The following is a 14,731-nucleotide window of genomic DNA, read 5'->3' as shown; positions in this document are numbered from 1 at the left end:
GTTAAGACTATCTCGTACGGTCCAACCAAGCCACAATAACCAAGTTAAAAACTAAAGAGTGATAAATGACAAAGCACTGCTTATCGACAAATGAAATTCAAGAGCGTTTGCAATCAGCCGGTGTTCAACCGACTTTGCAACGAATGGCTATTTGCAAGTACGTGCTCTGCGAAGCAGACCACCCGACGGCAGATGATGTGAAAGCTTGGGCGGATGCGAACTTAGGAAAAATCAGCCAAGCCACCGTTTACAACACGCTGAACACGCTGGTGGATGCGGGAATTTTGAAAGAGTTCCGCTTTAATCACTCCGAGAAAGTGGTTTATGACTGCAACACGCACGACCACTTTCACTTCGTGGATGAAAAAACAGGAAAGATTTACGACATCGATCCTGAAGACGTGAAGATCGATATCTCGATCCCGAAGAAGTTTAAAATAAAAGACATTAAATTAATTTTTAAAGGTGAAATTAAATAACTTAACAACAAAAGGAGACATAAAATGTTGAGTATCGGTGAAAAATTCCCGGAATTTAAATTGCAAGCGTGCGTATCTCGCGAAAAAGGTAAAGAATTCGCTGAAGTTTCTAACAAAGACATGAAAGGTCAATGGTCTGTATTCTTCTTCTGGCCTTTGGATTTCACTTTCGTGTGTCCTACAGAGATCGCTGAATTCAACAAAGAATTCAAAAATTTCCAAGCTCGTGAAGCGAAACTTTTCGGCGTTTCCGCTGACTCTCACTTCGTTCACTTGGCATGGAGAAACAACCACGACGATCTTAAGAATCTTCAATTCCCAATGGTTGCTGACTACAAAAAAGAATTGGCAGCTCAATTGGGCGTTCTTCACAAGCAAGATCAAGTTCCTCTTCGCGCCACTTTCATCGTTGATCCAGACGGCATCATCCGCTGGGTATCCGTTAACGACCTTTCTGTAGGCCGTAACGTGAAAGAAGTTTTGAGAACTTTGGATGCTCTTCAAACTGACGAGCTTTGCCCATGTAACTGGGAAAAAGGTCAACAAACTTTGACTGTGTAATTGTGAGCAATCACAACAGCAGGCAGGAAGAAATTCCTGCTTGCGATTGTTATTAACTCTCAATTCCTCATTCGAAGATAGAATTTCAGAAAGGTTTTTTTATGGCTATTGCAGAAAAAGTAGACGCCTACCTCGAATCAGAATATCCCGGAGCTAGCTCCACTATTTACCGCGATCTTTCCCTGAACTTTAAAAAAGTTTTGGAAGACAGCCCTCTTGAGCCGCAAGAAAGATTCTTGAATCTTCTTTCAATTGCTGTGGCATTGGAAAGCAAAACAATGGTGGCCTTGGCGAAAGACGTTTTGAACGAAATCGGCACAGCACCTGAACTTATTCAAGAAGCTGCGGAAATCGCCGGCATCATGGGCATGAACAACGTCTACTACAAATTCAAATCGTTCTTGCCAGCTGAAGTGGCAGCAGCAGACTACCCGCGTGCGGGTCTTCGCATGAATTCATTGGCGAAGTCTTTGAACAGCAAAAAAGATTTCGAGATGATGGCGCTTTCTGTGTCGATCATCAACGGTTGCCCTGTGTGCGTGGCGAGCCATGAAAAAGCTGTCAGACACCATGATGTGTCTCCAGATAAAGTTCATGATTTGGCCCGCTTGGCAGCAACTGCCAAGGGACTTGCGAGCCTTAAAAAAGCTCTGACTCTTTAATGTTCACTGAGTTCAATAGAATGGCCATCGGGATCTAAAACGATGGCCTTTTTTCCGTCCGGCATCTCTGTGGGATCCAGAATACACATCGCTCCCGGAATTTTCGTAAGATCGCCGACCGTTTTCTCTAGATCTGTAATTTTAAATCCTAACTGCAGACTCGGAATTTGCGATTTCTGCGCATTTGCAATGGAGTACAAAGAGAACTCCACTCCGTTATGAATGGCGCGATGAACTTCACTCCCCTTATCGACTTTTGACGCTGTAAATTGAAAGCCGATAATTCGGTAAAAACCCAGCATGTCCTGTAGATGCGGGGTGTTTATTGTGATAGAAGTGATTAGCAAACTCATCAGCTTATTATCCGAAGCGAGGCTTTATGAAACAAGAAAAAATTTATCTCAAGGACTATAAAGCGCCTACTTTCTCTGTAGAGGGCATTAACCTCGACTTCATCCTGAATGAAGACTTTTGTCGAGTTATCGCAAAGAGCGAAATCAAGAAACAAACACCCGGCGCGGAACTCCGCCTTAACGGCGAAGAGCTCAAACTTGTTTCCGTAAAAATCAACGGCAAGGCTTTAGCTGCGGGTGAGTACGAAACGACCGAAGAAGAACTTATCATCAAAACTGTTCCAGATGTTTTCACTTTGGAAATTGAAACCGAATTGCAGCCACAAAATAACACGTCTTTAGAAGGCTTGTATAAATCCAGCGGCATCTTCTGCACCCAATGTGAGGCGCAAGGTTTTAGAAAGATCACTTACTTCTTTGATCGCCCTGATATCATGACTTCCTACTCTGTCACTATCGAAGCTGACAAAAAGAAATACCCTGTTTTGCTTTCGAACGGCGACCGCATCAAAGTTGAAGACGTAGGCAACGGCCGTCACAAAGCTTTCTGGCGCGATCCACATAAAAAACCTTGTTACCTCTTCGCCCTTGTCGCCGGTGATCTTGGTGTTATTCGCGATACTTTCACGACAAAATCGGGTCGAAAAGTGAATCTGGAAGTGTATGCGGCTCACGGCAAACAAGAGCGTTGCTGGCACGCGATGGCGTCTTTGCAGAAATCCATGAAGTGGGACGAAGACACTTTCGGTCTTGAATATGATTTGAACGATTACATGATCGTTGCAATTGATGATTTCAATGCCGGTGCGATGGAAAACAAAGGTTTGAACATCTTCAACTCCCGTCTGGTCTTGGCGGACTCCAACTCTGCAACTGATGTGGACTTCCACTCGATTGAATCCGTTGTCGCGCATGAATACTTTCACAACTGGACCGGCAACCGCGTCACACTTCGTGACTGGTTCCAACTTTCTTTGAAGGAAGGCTTAACTGTTTTCCGCGATCAGGAATTCTCTGCCGACATGACCGATCGTGGTGTGCAAAGAATCGAGGACGTCGATGCTCTTCGCGCCGGTCAATTCGCTGAAGATGCGGGTCCGAATGCTCACCCGGTTCGTCCTGAATCATGCATGGCTGTCGACAACTTCTTTACGATGACCATCTATGAAAAAGGCTCTGAAGTCATTCGTATGATGCAAACGATTGTGGGCCGTAAAGGTTTCCGCAAAGGCATGGATGAATACTTCAAGCGGCACGACGGCCAAGCTGTCACGACTGAAGATTTTGCGGCCGCGATTTCTGAGCCGAACGGCAAAGACTTCTCGCAATTCCGCCGTTGGTATCACCAGGCTGGAACTCCAACAATTGCTATCAACGAGCACTTTGATGACGCCAAGGGTGAATATCACCTGACATTGGAACAGCATTGCGCTCCAACCCCAAATCAACCGACAAAAGATCCATTCCATGTTCCATTAATGATGGGTCTTTTGGATAAGTCTGGCCAAGAGTTGCCATTAAGCTGCGATAAAATCCAGGTTAATACCGATGGAAAAAACCTGATCGAGCTTAAAGACAAAAAAGAAACTTACGTCTTTAAGGGCTTGAAAGACCGTCCTGTTCTTTCAATCTTGCGTGAGTTCTCAGCTCCGGTGAATTTGAGCTGGAATGCCAAAGAAGAAGATCTTTATTTCTTAATGGAGAAAGATACTGATTCTTTCAACCGCCGGGAAATGACTCAAAAGTTGGCGTTGCGTGTATTCCACAAACTCATTGATCAAGCCCGCAACAAAGCTCCTCTCAATATGGATTCACGCTTTGTGAACGCCATGAGCGCATTGATTCGGTCCAACGATATGGACCCGGCTTTCAAAGCGAAGATGCTGCAATTGCCAAGCTATGCTGTTTTGGCGCAAGTCGAATCTGTTCTTGATGCGGAAGCCTTCCATCAAGCGCGTGTGGCATTACGTACAGCGATTGCGCGTGAAAACCGTCAGCAGCTTTTGGATATTTACCATAAATACCATGGCGTTGATCCAAAGAGCCACGACCCGAAAGTGTTCGGTCACCGCTCCTTGAAGAACCAGGCTTTGACTTACTTGGCGGAACTCAACGATCCGGAAATCATGGATGTCGTGAACAATCAGTATCAAAAAGCGCAGAACATGACGGATCGTATGACAGCCTTGATGATTTTGGCGGACTCAGAATCTAAACACCGTGAAGCGGCTCTGAACGATTTCTATCAAAATTGGAAAGATGATTCTGTGGTGATCAATAAGTGGTTCACAGCGCAGGCGACAACCTCTCGCAAGCAAACTCTTGAAGACGTGAAAGCTTTGACTAAGCACCCCGCGTTTAACATCACGAATCCGAACAATGTGTATTCATTGCTCAGAGCTTTCGGTGCTAACCTTGTGCGTTTCCATGATCCAAAAACGGATGCGTATGAATTCTATGCTGACAAGATTTTGGAAATCGACGGCAAGAACCCGCAGGTCGCAGCCCGTCTGTGCGCCGCTTTCAACTTCGTTCAGAAGTTGGATCCTGTGATGAAGGACAAAGCCCTCACACAAATCAAGCGCATGGTGGCAGTCCCAAATCTGTCCAAAAACTCCCGCGAGCTACTTCAATCAGCCCTCACTTAAAAAAGCTGGGAAAAAGGTACCTGGTACCTTTTTCCCACCGACTTACTTCGTGCGGCAGTGTTGCAGGAACTCTTCGCGTGTTTCTTGACGTGATTTGAAGTGACCGCGCAGGTCGGCTGTGGACGTCGTGCTTGTCGTGTCTTCGATTCCCCTCATCACAACGCAATAGTGTTTGGCGTTGATATGAACTGCGACATGCTCTGTATCCAAGATGTATTGAAGACAGTCCGTGATTTGTTTTGTCAGACGCTCTTGCACTTGCGGGCGGCGTGAGAAATATTGCACCACGCGATTGATCTTTGAAAGACCAATCACCTTTTTATTCGGAATGTAAGCCACAGTGGCAAAACCATCGATCGGCAAGAAGTGGTGTTCACAGAAGGACAGACAACTGATGCTTTGAACGACGATCATTTGATCGTAATTCATCTTGTTATCGATCACAGTCATTTTCGGGAATTTTTTCGGGTCTAAGCCGCTGAACACTTCGTTAACGTACATCTTCGCCACGCGATGGGGAGTCTCCGCCAAGCTGTCGTCATTCAAATCAAGACCGAGGATTTCCATGATGTCCGTGAATTTATCGGTGATCTTCGCAATCTTTTCTTCATTGCTCAGACCATTGTGAACCATCGGCGTTGGGCGCACGTTTTCGAGAATTTTCTTTACCGCAATAGCGACTTCGTGAGTGGCGTCGGGGTTTAGCTCGATGGATTTTTTGGATGTCTTTTTCTTCGTTGTTTTAGCCATGATTTTACCTTCAGAGAAAAGCCCTCTTATGCCTTAAAACGTCCCTCTACGGAAGCCCTAAACTATACTTTTTGCAAATTTTGGCTATTGAGCCACTGACGAATCAGGTCTTTTTCAGAAGACGACGTCCCCTCAAAGCGGACGCGCACCAGATTGTCACGCACTTCCACCACCTTCGCGCGGCATTGAATGTCGTTGATCTCTGAGAGCTGCAAAGTCACGGTTTCGCCCGTTTTAAACGGCTCCGTCGAAGCAGGAAGAGCAATGCGCGCTCCCGTATACGAAAGATCGATTGTTTGCGTTTCAACTCCGCGCAGAACCACAGGTGTGGAGATGGAAAAACGATCCCCCGTCGGCGCAAACCAGTTTTGACGACGATCCAGATATGGATAACGGAAGAAGTACGATACCGTGCCCACAATAAAAAGCACCAACATGCAATCCAGCATCATCGCGGCACTCACCGCCGGATCGATATCTCCCATCGTTGTGACAAGACGATATGCGGTCGAGATCACCACGACACTGCAAAGACCGATTCCGATCACCCACGAGAGTTTGTGACGAATCAACAAACTGACACCGGCTCCAAAGATCATCAACCAACTGATCCAGCTAAAAACCTGAGTGCCCGTTCTTTGCATCATCAAGATGTCTAAAACAGGTGTCATCATAAGCACAGCAGCGGCCATTTGCACGGCACGAGGACGTTCTAATGCGGGTGATTTTGCTTCCATGGAAAACTTATCGGCAAACGACCCGCGTAAGTATAGATTTTTATTGATTCTCTTCTCTCGTCCAATAGAATTTGTCTCATTGTGAGACATTTTAAATTACACCACGTTTTATTTCTTCTCGTTTCTTTCACCTTTGCAAAACAAGCGCAGGCCTATCCTGATTTTATTGGCTATGGCTATTCTTCTTGCATCACTTGCCACTACAACGGAAGCGGCAGCGGAGCTTTGAATGACTATGGTCGCGCCCTCTTTGCGACAGAGATCGCCGCTCGTGACGTCTTCCCGAAGAAAATGGAAGAGGAAGAAATCGCTGCTATGTCTGGATTTTTGGGCTCCAAGCCTTTGCCTTGGTGGTTTCGTCCCGGCATTAAATACCGTGGCCTTTGGTTAAAGACGGACCCGGGTTCAAGTAACACCATGGAACGCTTCATTAACATGCAGAACGACGTCAACCTGAATTTCTTCTTTGATAAGAAACAGCGTCTTGCATTAATCACGACGGCTTCATACACAGCCACAGAGATGTACTACGGAAAGCAGAATACCTGGTTTGCGAAAGAGTATTATTTGCGCTGGAAGCAAAACAACAATCTTTGGTTTTATGTGGGTCAGCTGGATAACGTTTATGGTTTGCGCAATATCGACCACACGGCTGTCAATCGCCGTCCTCTGGATTTGGGTCAATATTCACAAACACAAAGCGTGGTCGCGCACTTCACTTATCCTGATTGGAATATCGCCGCTCAAGCGTTCTTTGGAAATGCAGCTGCTGAGGATGCAGAGAAGCAAAAAGGCTTCTCCGTTTCTGGGGAATATCAAGTGTACGAAAAGTTTATGGTGGGAGCATCCGCCCTCACCTCACAAAGCGATATCACGAAATGGAATTTGTTGGCCTTTACAACGCGCATGGGACTTTCCAAAGGTTCTTCGCTGATTGCGGAAGCCGGCTTTAAAGAAAAAACCAATAAACTCGCAAACACCGATGCGGAACTGGGCACTTATGCCTTGGTCGAAACGCTTGTAAATATCCGCCGTGGTTACAACGTTCTTTCCGTGATCGAACACAGCAAATCGAACATCAATAAATCTTCGCCGGAGCAAATGAAGTGGAGCTTGGGCGGTTTGCTCTTCCCGCTTCCGCGCACGGAGCTACGTATGATGGCGACAAACGCGAAGACCTATTCCGATAGTGGCGGAACTCAGGACGCTTGGGCTTTGCAGGGCCAAGTGCATATTTCATACTAGGAGGCACCCATGAAGAAATTTATTTCCCTTCTTATCGCCAGTGTCCTTCTTTCTTCGGCAAGCTTCGCGCAAGAAGCACCTTCAGAGGAAGCTTCTCCTGAGGAAACGACCGAGTCCGCTCCGGCGGAAACTCCTGCGGTGGAAACCGCTCCGCCCGCGGAAGAGACGCCGACAGCACCGGCACCTGCGCCGGCTCGTACGAGAGCAAAAGTTCGTCGTAAATTTATCTCGAGCTGGGGCGTGGGCGTTTCAGCGCTGCAGTGGAATGACACTTTGAAACTTCAGCAAGGCGTAACAACAGACACTGATTACGCCAATTACAACGGCTTGATCCTGACGGTGCAAAAAGAATTTACTTACCTGCGTTGGGGATGGGCTGCCGCTGGATTTATCGGTTCGGGGCGCGCCAATGGCGGAGGCAACTCCAGCACAATCACTTACCAGAAAGACATGGTGGCTTTCACCGTTTACGGCGTATCCCCGCGCGCTTTCTATCGTCTTTCGGGGCGTATCAATGCCGGTGTCACGGGAATGGTTTTCATGCGCAGTATTGACTGGCCGAAAGATGCCGCCAATCAAACGATTGACTCTGGTCGCAATATGAATGTGATGGCCTTAGCTGATTTGAACGTTCGCCTGTTCCACAAGTGGGACTTTTATTCTGGAATTGGCCCGTTAAAAGAAGGTTCCACCCTATGGAAGGTGGGCGTGAACTATCGCTTCTAACATCAATGTCAGCTCAGTGAACACTTAAGCGACGAGCTTGATTTATAAGTATGAGAACTTGTTCATTAAATTCGTCGCTCTGTGAATCTTATTTGCGAACCTAAAACTACGACGTCTCAGTTTAATTCATATTGCATGGAAAATGACTCTTTGTGAGTCATCCCTTGCGCAGAAATGCATTTAAATACTTTTTATTTTTGGCCTGTCCTCTGCAATGAGTCTTTCGCGGGGATGGGGGCATCATGCGTAAGTTTCTTTGGCTATCATTGGCGTTTCTTACTATCACAGGTTATCAAAACTGTTCTAAGCAAGAGATGGCCTTCGAATACTACGACCAAGCCTCATTACTTGGAGTGGGTTTAAATCTTGTTCCCGATCCCAACAACGTCCATGAAGTTAACGAAGTGCAAAAGTACACTCTGGTTATTGAACTGCCTGAAAAAGGCGTGATCGCGAAAAGCTCCGTGCGCGTGAATAACCAAGAGGTTTCTACAGCACCCGACGCTTTCGGGAATCTCAAATTCTCTTTCAATCCTGAGTCACCTAAGAACTATGAGATTATTGGCGAAGTGTGGACTCCTGACGGAACACTTTTTAACGTGTCTGAGACACTGCCCATCACCGACGAAAAACCACCGGTCATCAATTTGCTTGCGAACTCTACAAACAAATATGACCTGCATCAGACGTTAGGTTTTAACTTCAAAGCTTTCGATGAAGGTGGCGGCGAAATCGAAGACCTCGCGTGCTATCTCGATGACGCTCGTGTGGATTGCGGTTTCAATCCAGCGTCTGCAACTGGCAAGTTTACATTTAAAGACCTCGACAGCGGCACCCACCTGCTGAAGGTACTTGCGGTGGACTCTTACAATAATACTGGTGAAGCGTCTTTGAAATTTAGCATCAGCTATGACAAGGTGGCGCCTAAAATCACGCTGGCTGCCTTCAGCGCAAACACTTGGTTCACAATTGATGAACAGAAATTCAATTTGCAAGTGGACGAATTGGGCGCGGGATTAAAATCCGTCATTTGTACCCTTGATAACGTTGCAGTACCCTGTTCCCAAAGCACGGGAAAAAGCGTTTTGGTTACGCAGCCGTCGACAGCCGGGAATCATCAGTTAAAAATCGTTGCTACGGATCGCCAGGATAATATGGCTACGACAACGTACACGTTGCGATCTTTGGTGGACTTGAACAAACCCAAAATAACGATCACGAAAAACACGGCGAATACAAACCTTATCAATCAATTGCAAAAGTTTGCGGTTAAGATTGTCGATTTAGAAAGCGGTCTTAAATCCTACACATGCCTTTATGGCAGCACGAAAATCGCTTGCACGCTGGCCAATGGTTCGATGGAAGTCAGTATTACTCCGAAAGTTGCCGGCGCTCAGCTTTTTGTCGTAGAAGCCGAAGATAGATACGGCAACAAAGAATCGTCCCGCGTAACTTTAGATATTATCCAGGACCGTTCCGCTCCTGTTGTGCAAATTTTGGCGGATTCCATGAACGAGCCTTTGACAAATAAAACGTTGAAATATTCTTTCACCGTTAGCAAGCCTGCGAATTTAAGCAAGGTTGCCAGTGTGACTTGTTTTAGCGACTCCATCGCGGTTAATTGTTCGCAAAACGCGACAAAAACTTCCGGATCCTTTTCGGTGATGTACCCGACAACCGGCGCGCATTTGATTAAAGTGGTTGCGAAAGATCAAGCCGGCAACATCGGTACGAAGTCTCTGTCATTGAATATCAAAAAACTGGCGACGAAAACGACGTCTCTTGCCGTTACGGAAATTAAAAAAGTCGACGTGCTTTTTGTTGTCGACGATTCAGGCTCTATGATTGAAGAGCAAAAAAACATGGCGGCTAAAGTCGGAAGTTTTGTTTCTAAAATCAGTCACATGGATTGGAGAGCCGCTGTAACGACGACAGACCTGATAAATTACGATGGCCGTCTTGTGCAAATCAAGAATCTGCCGAACACGTACTTTGTAAGTTCCGCGATGAATCCGGCGACAGCGCAAGTTGAATTAGGTGCGACCATTGAAGGCCTTGGTATTAACGGCTCGGGTGCCGAACAGGGAATTGCAGCGACCAATCGTGCAGTGACCCGCCGTTTTGAAGCCCCGAATGCGACATTCTTCCGCAATGATGCCGCTTTGGCCGTGGTCTTGATCTCGGATGAAGACGAGTCTGGAAATACGATGTTGAACTCGGGTGAAAATCTGATTTCTACTATCAAAGCGGCGTGGCCGGAAAAAAACTTTTCGTTCAGTTCGATCGTGAAATCCTATGCGACCTGCACGACGGGAGCCATGGGCACCAAGTACCTGGCACTGTCCAAGCTGACAGGCCAGAACTTAAAAGGCGGCGCCGTTGTTGGTTGTGTGGGTGATGCGGATTACACCTCTGTCTTGTCGAAGATTGGTGATTCCGTGCAAAACATCCATAACATGGTTTCGCTTTCCTGCTCGCCTTATAAAACGAGCGTGAACGTCAAAAAAGGCGCCACAGTTTACAATGGAACGAGAACTCTGGCGGGAGCTGCTTTGAGCTTTAGTACCAGCTTGCCGGTCGGAAGCTACACGCTGACTTATCAATGCGTGGAGTAATTCAGTTTGTCCAATTTTTTGACAGCTTAGAAAAGCTTTCAAGGGGTCATTGCGGCCCCTTTTGTGTTTTCCCAAGACCGGTTAAATTTCCAAGCCATGAGACTTCTTCCTTTTCTGTTTTTCATTCTCAGTTCTCCCCTTTTTGCACATGCAGAACGCTTGATCGTGATGATGAAAGACAAAGCGTCTTTTCAGCGCCTGCATAAGCAGCAAGGAACCTGGTCACAAGAAATTCCCGGAAAAATTGAAGCCAGCCTTCAGAACATCAACACGTTTATTGTCGATACCGCAAATCCCCGAGACGTGGAAAGACTTCGTTCCATTCAAGGTGTTGCTTACATTGAAAAAGAGTACCTTCACCCAGCTCCGCGAAAGTTTGTTCAAGGTGCTGCTTTACAAGCTGCCGCCAGCACTCCTTTAGAAAGACCTTGGGGTCTTGACGCTATTCATGCGCCGGAAGCTTGGAGCCTCACCAACAAAGGTGAAGGCGCACGCATTCTTATTTTAGATAGCGGCTTGCACAGTAATCATCCTTCGATCCAACCGAACTTCGAAAAAGGCCGCGACTTTACTGGTGCCGGTGACGATTCTGATTTTTCTGATAATACCGGACACGGCACCCACGTCGCGGGAACAGCCGCCGCCGCAGAAATGCCCGGAGGTTTCGCCGGTGTCGCTCCTAAAGCCAAAATCTTGGCTGGCCGCGTATGTCGCGAAGAAGGCTGCTGGAATACTGCAGTTGTTGCCGGCATCAACTGGGGCATTGAAGAAAAAGTCGATGTTGTGAATTTGTCTCTAGGAAGCTACGGCCCGACGCCCGCAGAAACGGCCGCTGTTCTGAGTGCGGATCGTGCGGGGGTCTCGCTCGTCGCCGCGACGGGAAATTACGGCACCGCTGAAGTTTTATTTCCTGCAGCCCACCCCACGGTGATTGCCGTCGGCGCTGTTGATAAAAATCTTCGCCATGCTTTCTTTTCGCAATACGGTCCCGAAGTATCCGTGGTCGCTCCGGGTGTGGATGTTTTATCTTCGATTCCTGTGGGAACAGGTCGTGAAAGCTCGATCCTTATTTCAGCAACAAACGAAACGGAAGAGGCTGTTTTGTTCCACGGCACGACGGTGCCACGCTCCGTTTTAACAAAACCTTTAGTCTATTGCGGTGACGGTCTGCCGGAAGATTTCCAAGGAAAAGACGTCACGGGTAAGCATGTGCTTTTGATGAGAAGCGATGATCTTTACTTTACAGAGCAGATCCGCAATGCCATGAGAGCCGGCGCTCTCAGCGTTCTCATCATCAACAACACGACGGGAATCACGGATACGACCCTGTTTGAAAAAGAAAACATGTTGTTCGCAACAGCGTTTTTACTATCCCAGGAAGCGGGAGCGAAAATTCTGTCGTTACTGGAAACGACACCTGACATTCAGATCTCTATGCGCACCAAGATCACGGATTACAAAGAGACCTTTGGTACGTCCATGGCGTCCCCGCACGTCGCTGGTGTCGTCGCTTTAATGAAAGTGGCAAATAAGAATCTTTTGCCGGCAGAGATAAAATCTATTCTGATGAAGACGGCCCTGCCCTTGGGGCCGAATAAAGAAAACAAATACGGTGCAGGCCTTATAAATGCAAAGGCAGCCGTAGAGGCTGCCCTGGCACTTCGTAACGAGAAAAAATAAGACTTATTTATTTTACCGGAACAGCGACGTGAAGAGTGACTTCGTCTTCTACGCCCACCCCCATGTAGTTGATGTCGCTGATACCGAAGTCGCTGATGTTCAATTTGAAATCAGCTTTAAGAACTTTACCTTCTACTTTGTAAGTTCCTTCAACGTCTTTTTCTACGCCTCTGATTTTGATTTTACCTTTTCCTTTTCCGCCTTTACCCGTTGCGGAAACAAGAACAGCTTCTGGGAACTTTGTCGTGTCCAAATGCTTTTGCGTGTGTTTATCACGAAGCTCTACGCCCGTTTTTAAACCTTTCAAATTCACGACGATGTTTTCTGCGGAAACCTCGTCGCCTTTCACAACCGCCGAACCTTTTACGTCGGAAGTCTTCGCCTTAAAATCGCCCATTGGATTCAGAACCACATCGACCGTCACACTCTGTGCCATAGCTGCATATGATACGCTCATGGAAAGAATCAAAGTTGCAAAAAACTTCATTTTATAAATCCCCCTACCTCATGGTTTTTTGAGTTATTAATTAAAAGATTATTGAATACTTGAGATCCAGTCAGCAATGGCTTGTACTTCCGCTGCAGAAATACCGGAGTCCGATGGCATGTTCTTCGTTCCTGCGCCCGAAGAGCCCTTCAAGCGAAAATACAATGAAGAACCCGCTGGATTTCCCGCCACTACAACACCTTTCGTGATCGCTTTCGCGGCAGAAATATTTTTGAAGTCCGCCGCTTGAGATCCGTTGTGACAATGAATACATTTTGAGTCGATCACGTTTTTAGCGGCAACAAATTTAGGATCTAACTGACTTCCGCCACCGCCCGTTCCAGAGCCACCGGAAAGCAGACTTGGATCGAAGACCACATTGGCGATCATGTTATTGTTTGCAATATAGCGAGACATCACATTTAACTCTGAATCCGTCAAGCGACCGTAACCTTCCGTGCTATCACCGCCGTAAACGACGTACTCGTAAACTTGGCCGCCAGAGCCGCCTTTACTCACGAGTTTTTCGATGTAACTGAATTCCCCAGGAACACCCGTTTTCACGATCGTACCTGATTGCACGATCCCATTGACCATCAAAGACATCTCGCCCGCTTTAGGCCCCAGAGCCGCCGCAATGACCATACGATCACCTTCGCTAGGCAAGTTCACGGTGAGCGTTTCTGTCGCGCCGGCACCAGACGTACGAACCAAAGAAATTTTTCCGGAGTTCACTTTGATCTCGCTGATTTCGTTGCCTGAACCGGAGCCCACCGTAAAAATAGTGCCGGTGATTTTGCGATCAGCCGCGACAACAAAAGACCATTGATCGGCCATGAAGTCATGATCCACATAACCTGTAGCGCCTACCTTCGACCATTTTGCGAGATAATCAGACTCAAGAAGTTGCGGAAGAGTTTTCGCATCAAGGGCTTCGCGAGAGTCATAAAGACCTTGTTCATAAAGCACTTGATCTTGCAGAGCAAAGTCGCTGCAGTTTTGAAAGGACACACCGACGACAGCGGTGAGACCAGCGACGATCAGTCCCTTTTGAACCCCTTTTTTCATCTCTTCCCCCAAGAACTTTTATTGTAGCTGCCACCCTGGTGATTCGCAAACTTGAAGTGCCAAAGCTCGCCATCTTTCCAGCGTCGTCTCATTTTGTTTCACGAGTGTTCTATCGAGATCCATGAGTGAATCAATCACCAACTGCGGAGCTTCGTCACCACGATAGAAAAGACCATAGACCTGTTTGATCGCTGAAATATTCGGCGCCACCGGTCTGTTCGCGATTTTTTCCAGAATGGCGTTTACTCCTTCATCCATTCCCAAAACATTCTCGCAAAATTGAATCCGGAAGGATTCGCGAACGGTGTTATCGTCCGTCTCGTAGGCAAGGTTTGCATTCGCGATATCGCCACCGCAATCACGGCCCGTGTAAGAGCTGTAGGGATTGCACGCCAGACCATACTGAGCGCCGCGCGTGATAATCCACTGATTAAGAAGCCCTTCCAAATTCGGAACTGGACCTGCGCTGGTCGTGAAAATTTCGCGCATCAGGCTGGCGACATATTCACGATTCACCACCTGCACTTTTTGTGTTGGTGGTGTGACCTCTTTTTGCCCCGGATGAGTTAAATCAGTTCCTCCGGCAGAGCCTAATTGTAAATTCATCGAAGAAGAATCCAAGGTTTGGAATCCGCCCATCTGCCCGCAGTTTTGATACGCTTGGGTCAGAGTCAAACCAATAAGAGCCAAAGTAAAAAATTTGATGGAAGCTTTATTCAT

14 protein-coding genes are annotated in these 14,731 nt (G+C 47.1%); 8 read left to right on the top strand and 6 right to left on the bottom strand.

From position 1 onward, the window contains the following. Window positions 1-65 precede the first annotated feature (65 nt). The 3 genes from QJS83_RS07455 (at window position 66) to QJS83_RS07445 (ending at window position 1,702) form a co-directional block, all read left to right on the top strand. The gene (locus tag QJS83_RS07455; RefSeq protein ID WP_284608544.1) at window positions 66-479 is read left to right on the top strand and encodes a Fur family transcriptional regulator; all 414 of its coding nucleotides are present in this window, start codon (window positions 66-68) and stop codon (window positions 477-479) included. Window positions 480-503: 24 nt separating this feature from the next. Further along, window positions 504-1,040 (top strand): peroxiredoxin, encoded by a 537-nt coding sequence (locus QJS83_RS07450; protein ID WP_284608543.1) that lies wholly within the window; start codon window positions 504-506, stop codon window positions 1,038-1,040. Between the two features lie 101 nt (window positions 1,041-1,141). After that, window positions 1,142-1,702, top strand: a complete 561-nt coding sequence (locus QJS83_RS07445; RefSeq protein ID WP_284608542.1) for a carboxymuconolactone decarboxylase family protein — start codon at window positions 1,142-1,144, stop codon at window positions 1,700-1,702. On the opposite strand, the gene QJS83_RS07440 is transcribed toward QJS83_RS07445, so the two are convergent. Beyond that, window positions 1,699-2,055 carry a VOC family protein gene (locus QJS83_RS07440; RefSeq protein ID WP_284608541.1) on the bottom strand — a complete coding sequence of 119 codons (357 nt, stop codon included), beginning with the start codon at window positions 2,053-2,055 and terminating at the stop codon, window positions 1,699-1,701. The two genes, QJS83_RS07445 and QJS83_RS07440, sit on opposite strands and share 4 nt — an antisense overlap. A 26-nt stretch (window positions 2,056-2,081) precedes the next feature. Between QJS83_RS07440 and pepN the strand changes: the two genes are divergently transcribed. Beyond that, complete coding sequence (gene pepN / locus QJS83_RS07435) at window positions 2,082-4,703, top strand: aminopeptidase N (RefSeq protein WP_284608540.1); 2,622 nt, start codon at window positions 2,082-2,084, stop codon at window positions 4,701-4,703. Between the two features lie 42 nt (window positions 4,704-4,745). Here pepN and folE read toward each other — a convergent pair whose 3' ends face one another. Both folE and QJS83_RS07425 read right to left on the bottom strand, forming a co-directional pair. Continuing rightward, complete coding sequence (gene folE, locus QJS83_RS07430) at window positions 4,746-5,453, bottom strand: GTP cyclohydrolase I FolE (RefSeq protein WP_284608539.1); 708 nt, start codon at window positions 5,451-5,453, stop codon at window positions 4,746-4,748. A 62-nt stretch (window positions 5,454-5,515) separates the two neighbouring features. Further along, a complete protein-coding gene (locus QJS83_RS07425) occupies window positions 5,516-6,190 on the bottom strand; it encodes a PilZ domain-containing protein (RefSeq protein WP_284608538.1) in 675 nt (224 codons plus the stop codon). Window positions 6,191-6,271: 81 nt separating this feature from the next. On the opposite strand from QJS83_RS07425, the gene QJS83_RS07420 reads away from it, so the two are divergent. The 4 genes from QJS83_RS07420 (at window position 6,272) to QJS83_RS07405 (ending at window position 12,456) form a co-directional block, all read left to right on the top strand. After that, window positions 6,272-7,435: a hypothetical protein gene (locus tag QJS83_RS07420; protein WP_284608537.1), complete on the top strand. Its 1,164-nt coding sequence runs from the start codon at window positions 6,272-6,274 to the stop codon at window positions 7,433-7,435. Window positions 7,436-7,444: 9 nt separating this feature from the next. After that, window positions 7,445-8,161, top strand: coding sequence for an acid shock protein (locus tag QJS83_RS07415; RefSeq protein WP_284608536.1), 717 nt, complete (start codon window positions 7,445-7,447; stop codon window positions 8,159-8,161). Window positions 8,162-8,403: 242 nt separating this feature from the next. After that, window positions 8,404-10,776 (top strand): Ig-like domain-containing protein, encoded by a 2,373-nt coding sequence (locus QJS83_RS07410; RefSeq protein WP_284608535.1) that lies wholly within the window; start codon window positions 8,404-8,406, stop codon window positions 10,774-10,776. A 96-nt stretch (window positions 10,777-10,872) separates the two neighbouring features. Beyond that, on the top strand, window positions 10,873-12,456 hold the full coding sequence (locus QJS83_RS07405) for a S8 family serine peptidase (RefSeq protein WP_284608534.1): 1,584 nt from the start codon (window positions 10,873-10,875) through the stop codon (window positions 12,454-12,456). Window positions 12,457-12,463: 7 nt separating this feature from the next. Here QJS83_RS07405 and QJS83_RS07400 read toward each other — a convergent pair whose 3' ends face one another. Genes QJS83_RS07400 through QJS83_RS07390 form a run of 3 tightly spaced genes read right to left on the bottom strand, consistent with a single transcriptional unit; the run spans window position 12,464 to window position 14,731 of the window. Then, complete coding sequence (locus tag QJS83_RS07400) at window positions 12,464-12,943, bottom strand: YceI family protein (protein WP_284608533.1); 480 nt, start codon at window positions 12,941-12,943, stop codon at window positions 12,464-12,466. A 48-nt stretch (window positions 12,944-12,991) separates the two neighbouring features. Further along, window positions 12,992-14,011, bottom strand: a complete 1,020-nt coding sequence (locus tag QJS83_RS07395) for a hypothetical protein (protein WP_284608532.1) — start codon at window positions 14,009-14,011, stop codon at window positions 12,992-12,994. Between the two features lie 18 nt (window positions 14,012-14,029). Further along, window positions 14,030-14,731, bottom strand: a complete 702-nt coding sequence (locus QJS83_RS07390; protein ID WP_284608531.1) for a hypothetical protein — start codon at window positions 14,729-14,731, stop codon at window positions 14,030-14,032.

Origin of the sequence: Bdellovibrio sp. 22V, assembly GCF_030169785.1 — a bacterium.
In the GTDB taxonomy this organism is placed as follows: Bacteria; Bdellovibrionota; Bdellovibrionia; order Bdellovibrionales; family Bdellovibrionaceae; genus Bdellovibrio.
The sequence above is the reverse complement of the archived record's forward strand: the minus strand, read 5'-3'. Positions and strand labels throughout refer to the sequence as shown.

Excerpts from the sequence above, each read along its gene's own strand:
- QJS83_RS07455 (WP_284608544.1), top strand. The coding sequence starts at position 66 with ATGACAAAGCACTGCTTATCGACAAATGAAATTCAAGAGCGTTTGCAA.
- QJS83_RS07450 (WP_284608543.1), top strand. The coding sequence starts at position 504 with ATGTTGAGTATCGGTGAAAAATTCCCGGAATTTAAATTGCAAGCGTGC.
- QJS83_RS07445 (WP_284608542.1), top strand. The coding sequence starts at position 1,142 with ATGGCTATTGCAGAAAAAGTAGACGCCTACCTCGAATCAGAATATCCC.
- QJS83_RS07440 (WP_284608541.1), bottom strand. The coding sequence starts at position 2,055 with ATGAGTTTGCTAATCACTTCTATCACAATAAACACCCCGCATCTACAG.
- pepN (WP_284608540.1), top strand. The coding sequence starts at position 2,082 with ATGAAACAAGAAAAAATTTATCTCAAGGACTATAAAGCGCCTACTTTC.
- folE (WP_284608539.1), bottom strand. The coding sequence starts at position 5,453 with ATGGCTAAAACAACGAAGAAAAAGACATCCAAAAAATCCATCGAGCTA.
- QJS83_RS07425 (WP_284608538.1), bottom strand. The coding sequence starts at position 6,190 with ATGGAAGCAAAATCACCCGCATTAGAACGTCCTCGTGCCGTGCAAATG.
- QJS83_RS07415 (WP_284608536.1), top strand. The coding sequence starts at position 7,445 with ATGAAGAAATTTATTTCCCTTCTTATCGCCAGTGTCCTTCTTTCTTCG.
- QJS83_RS07410 (WP_284608535.1), top strand. The coding sequence starts at position 8,404 with ATGCGTAAGTTTCTTTGGCTATCATTGGCGTTTCTTACTATCACAGGT.
- QJS83_RS07405 (WP_284608534.1), top strand. The coding sequence starts at position 10,873 with ATGAGACTTCTTCCTTTTCTGTTTTTCATTCTCAGTTCTCCCCTTTTT.
- QJS83_RS07400 (WP_284608533.1), bottom strand. The coding sequence starts at position 12,943 with ATGAAGTTTTTTGCAACTTTGATTCTTTCCATGAGCGTATCATATGCA.
- QJS83_RS07395 (WP_284608532.1), bottom strand. The coding sequence starts at position 14,011 with ATGAAAAAAGGGGTTCAAAAGGGACTGATCGTCGCTGGTCTCACCGCT.
- QJS83_RS07390 (WP_284608531.1), bottom strand. The coding sequence starts at position 14,731 with ATGAATAAAGCTTCCATCAAATTTTTTACTTTGGCTCTTATTGGTTTG.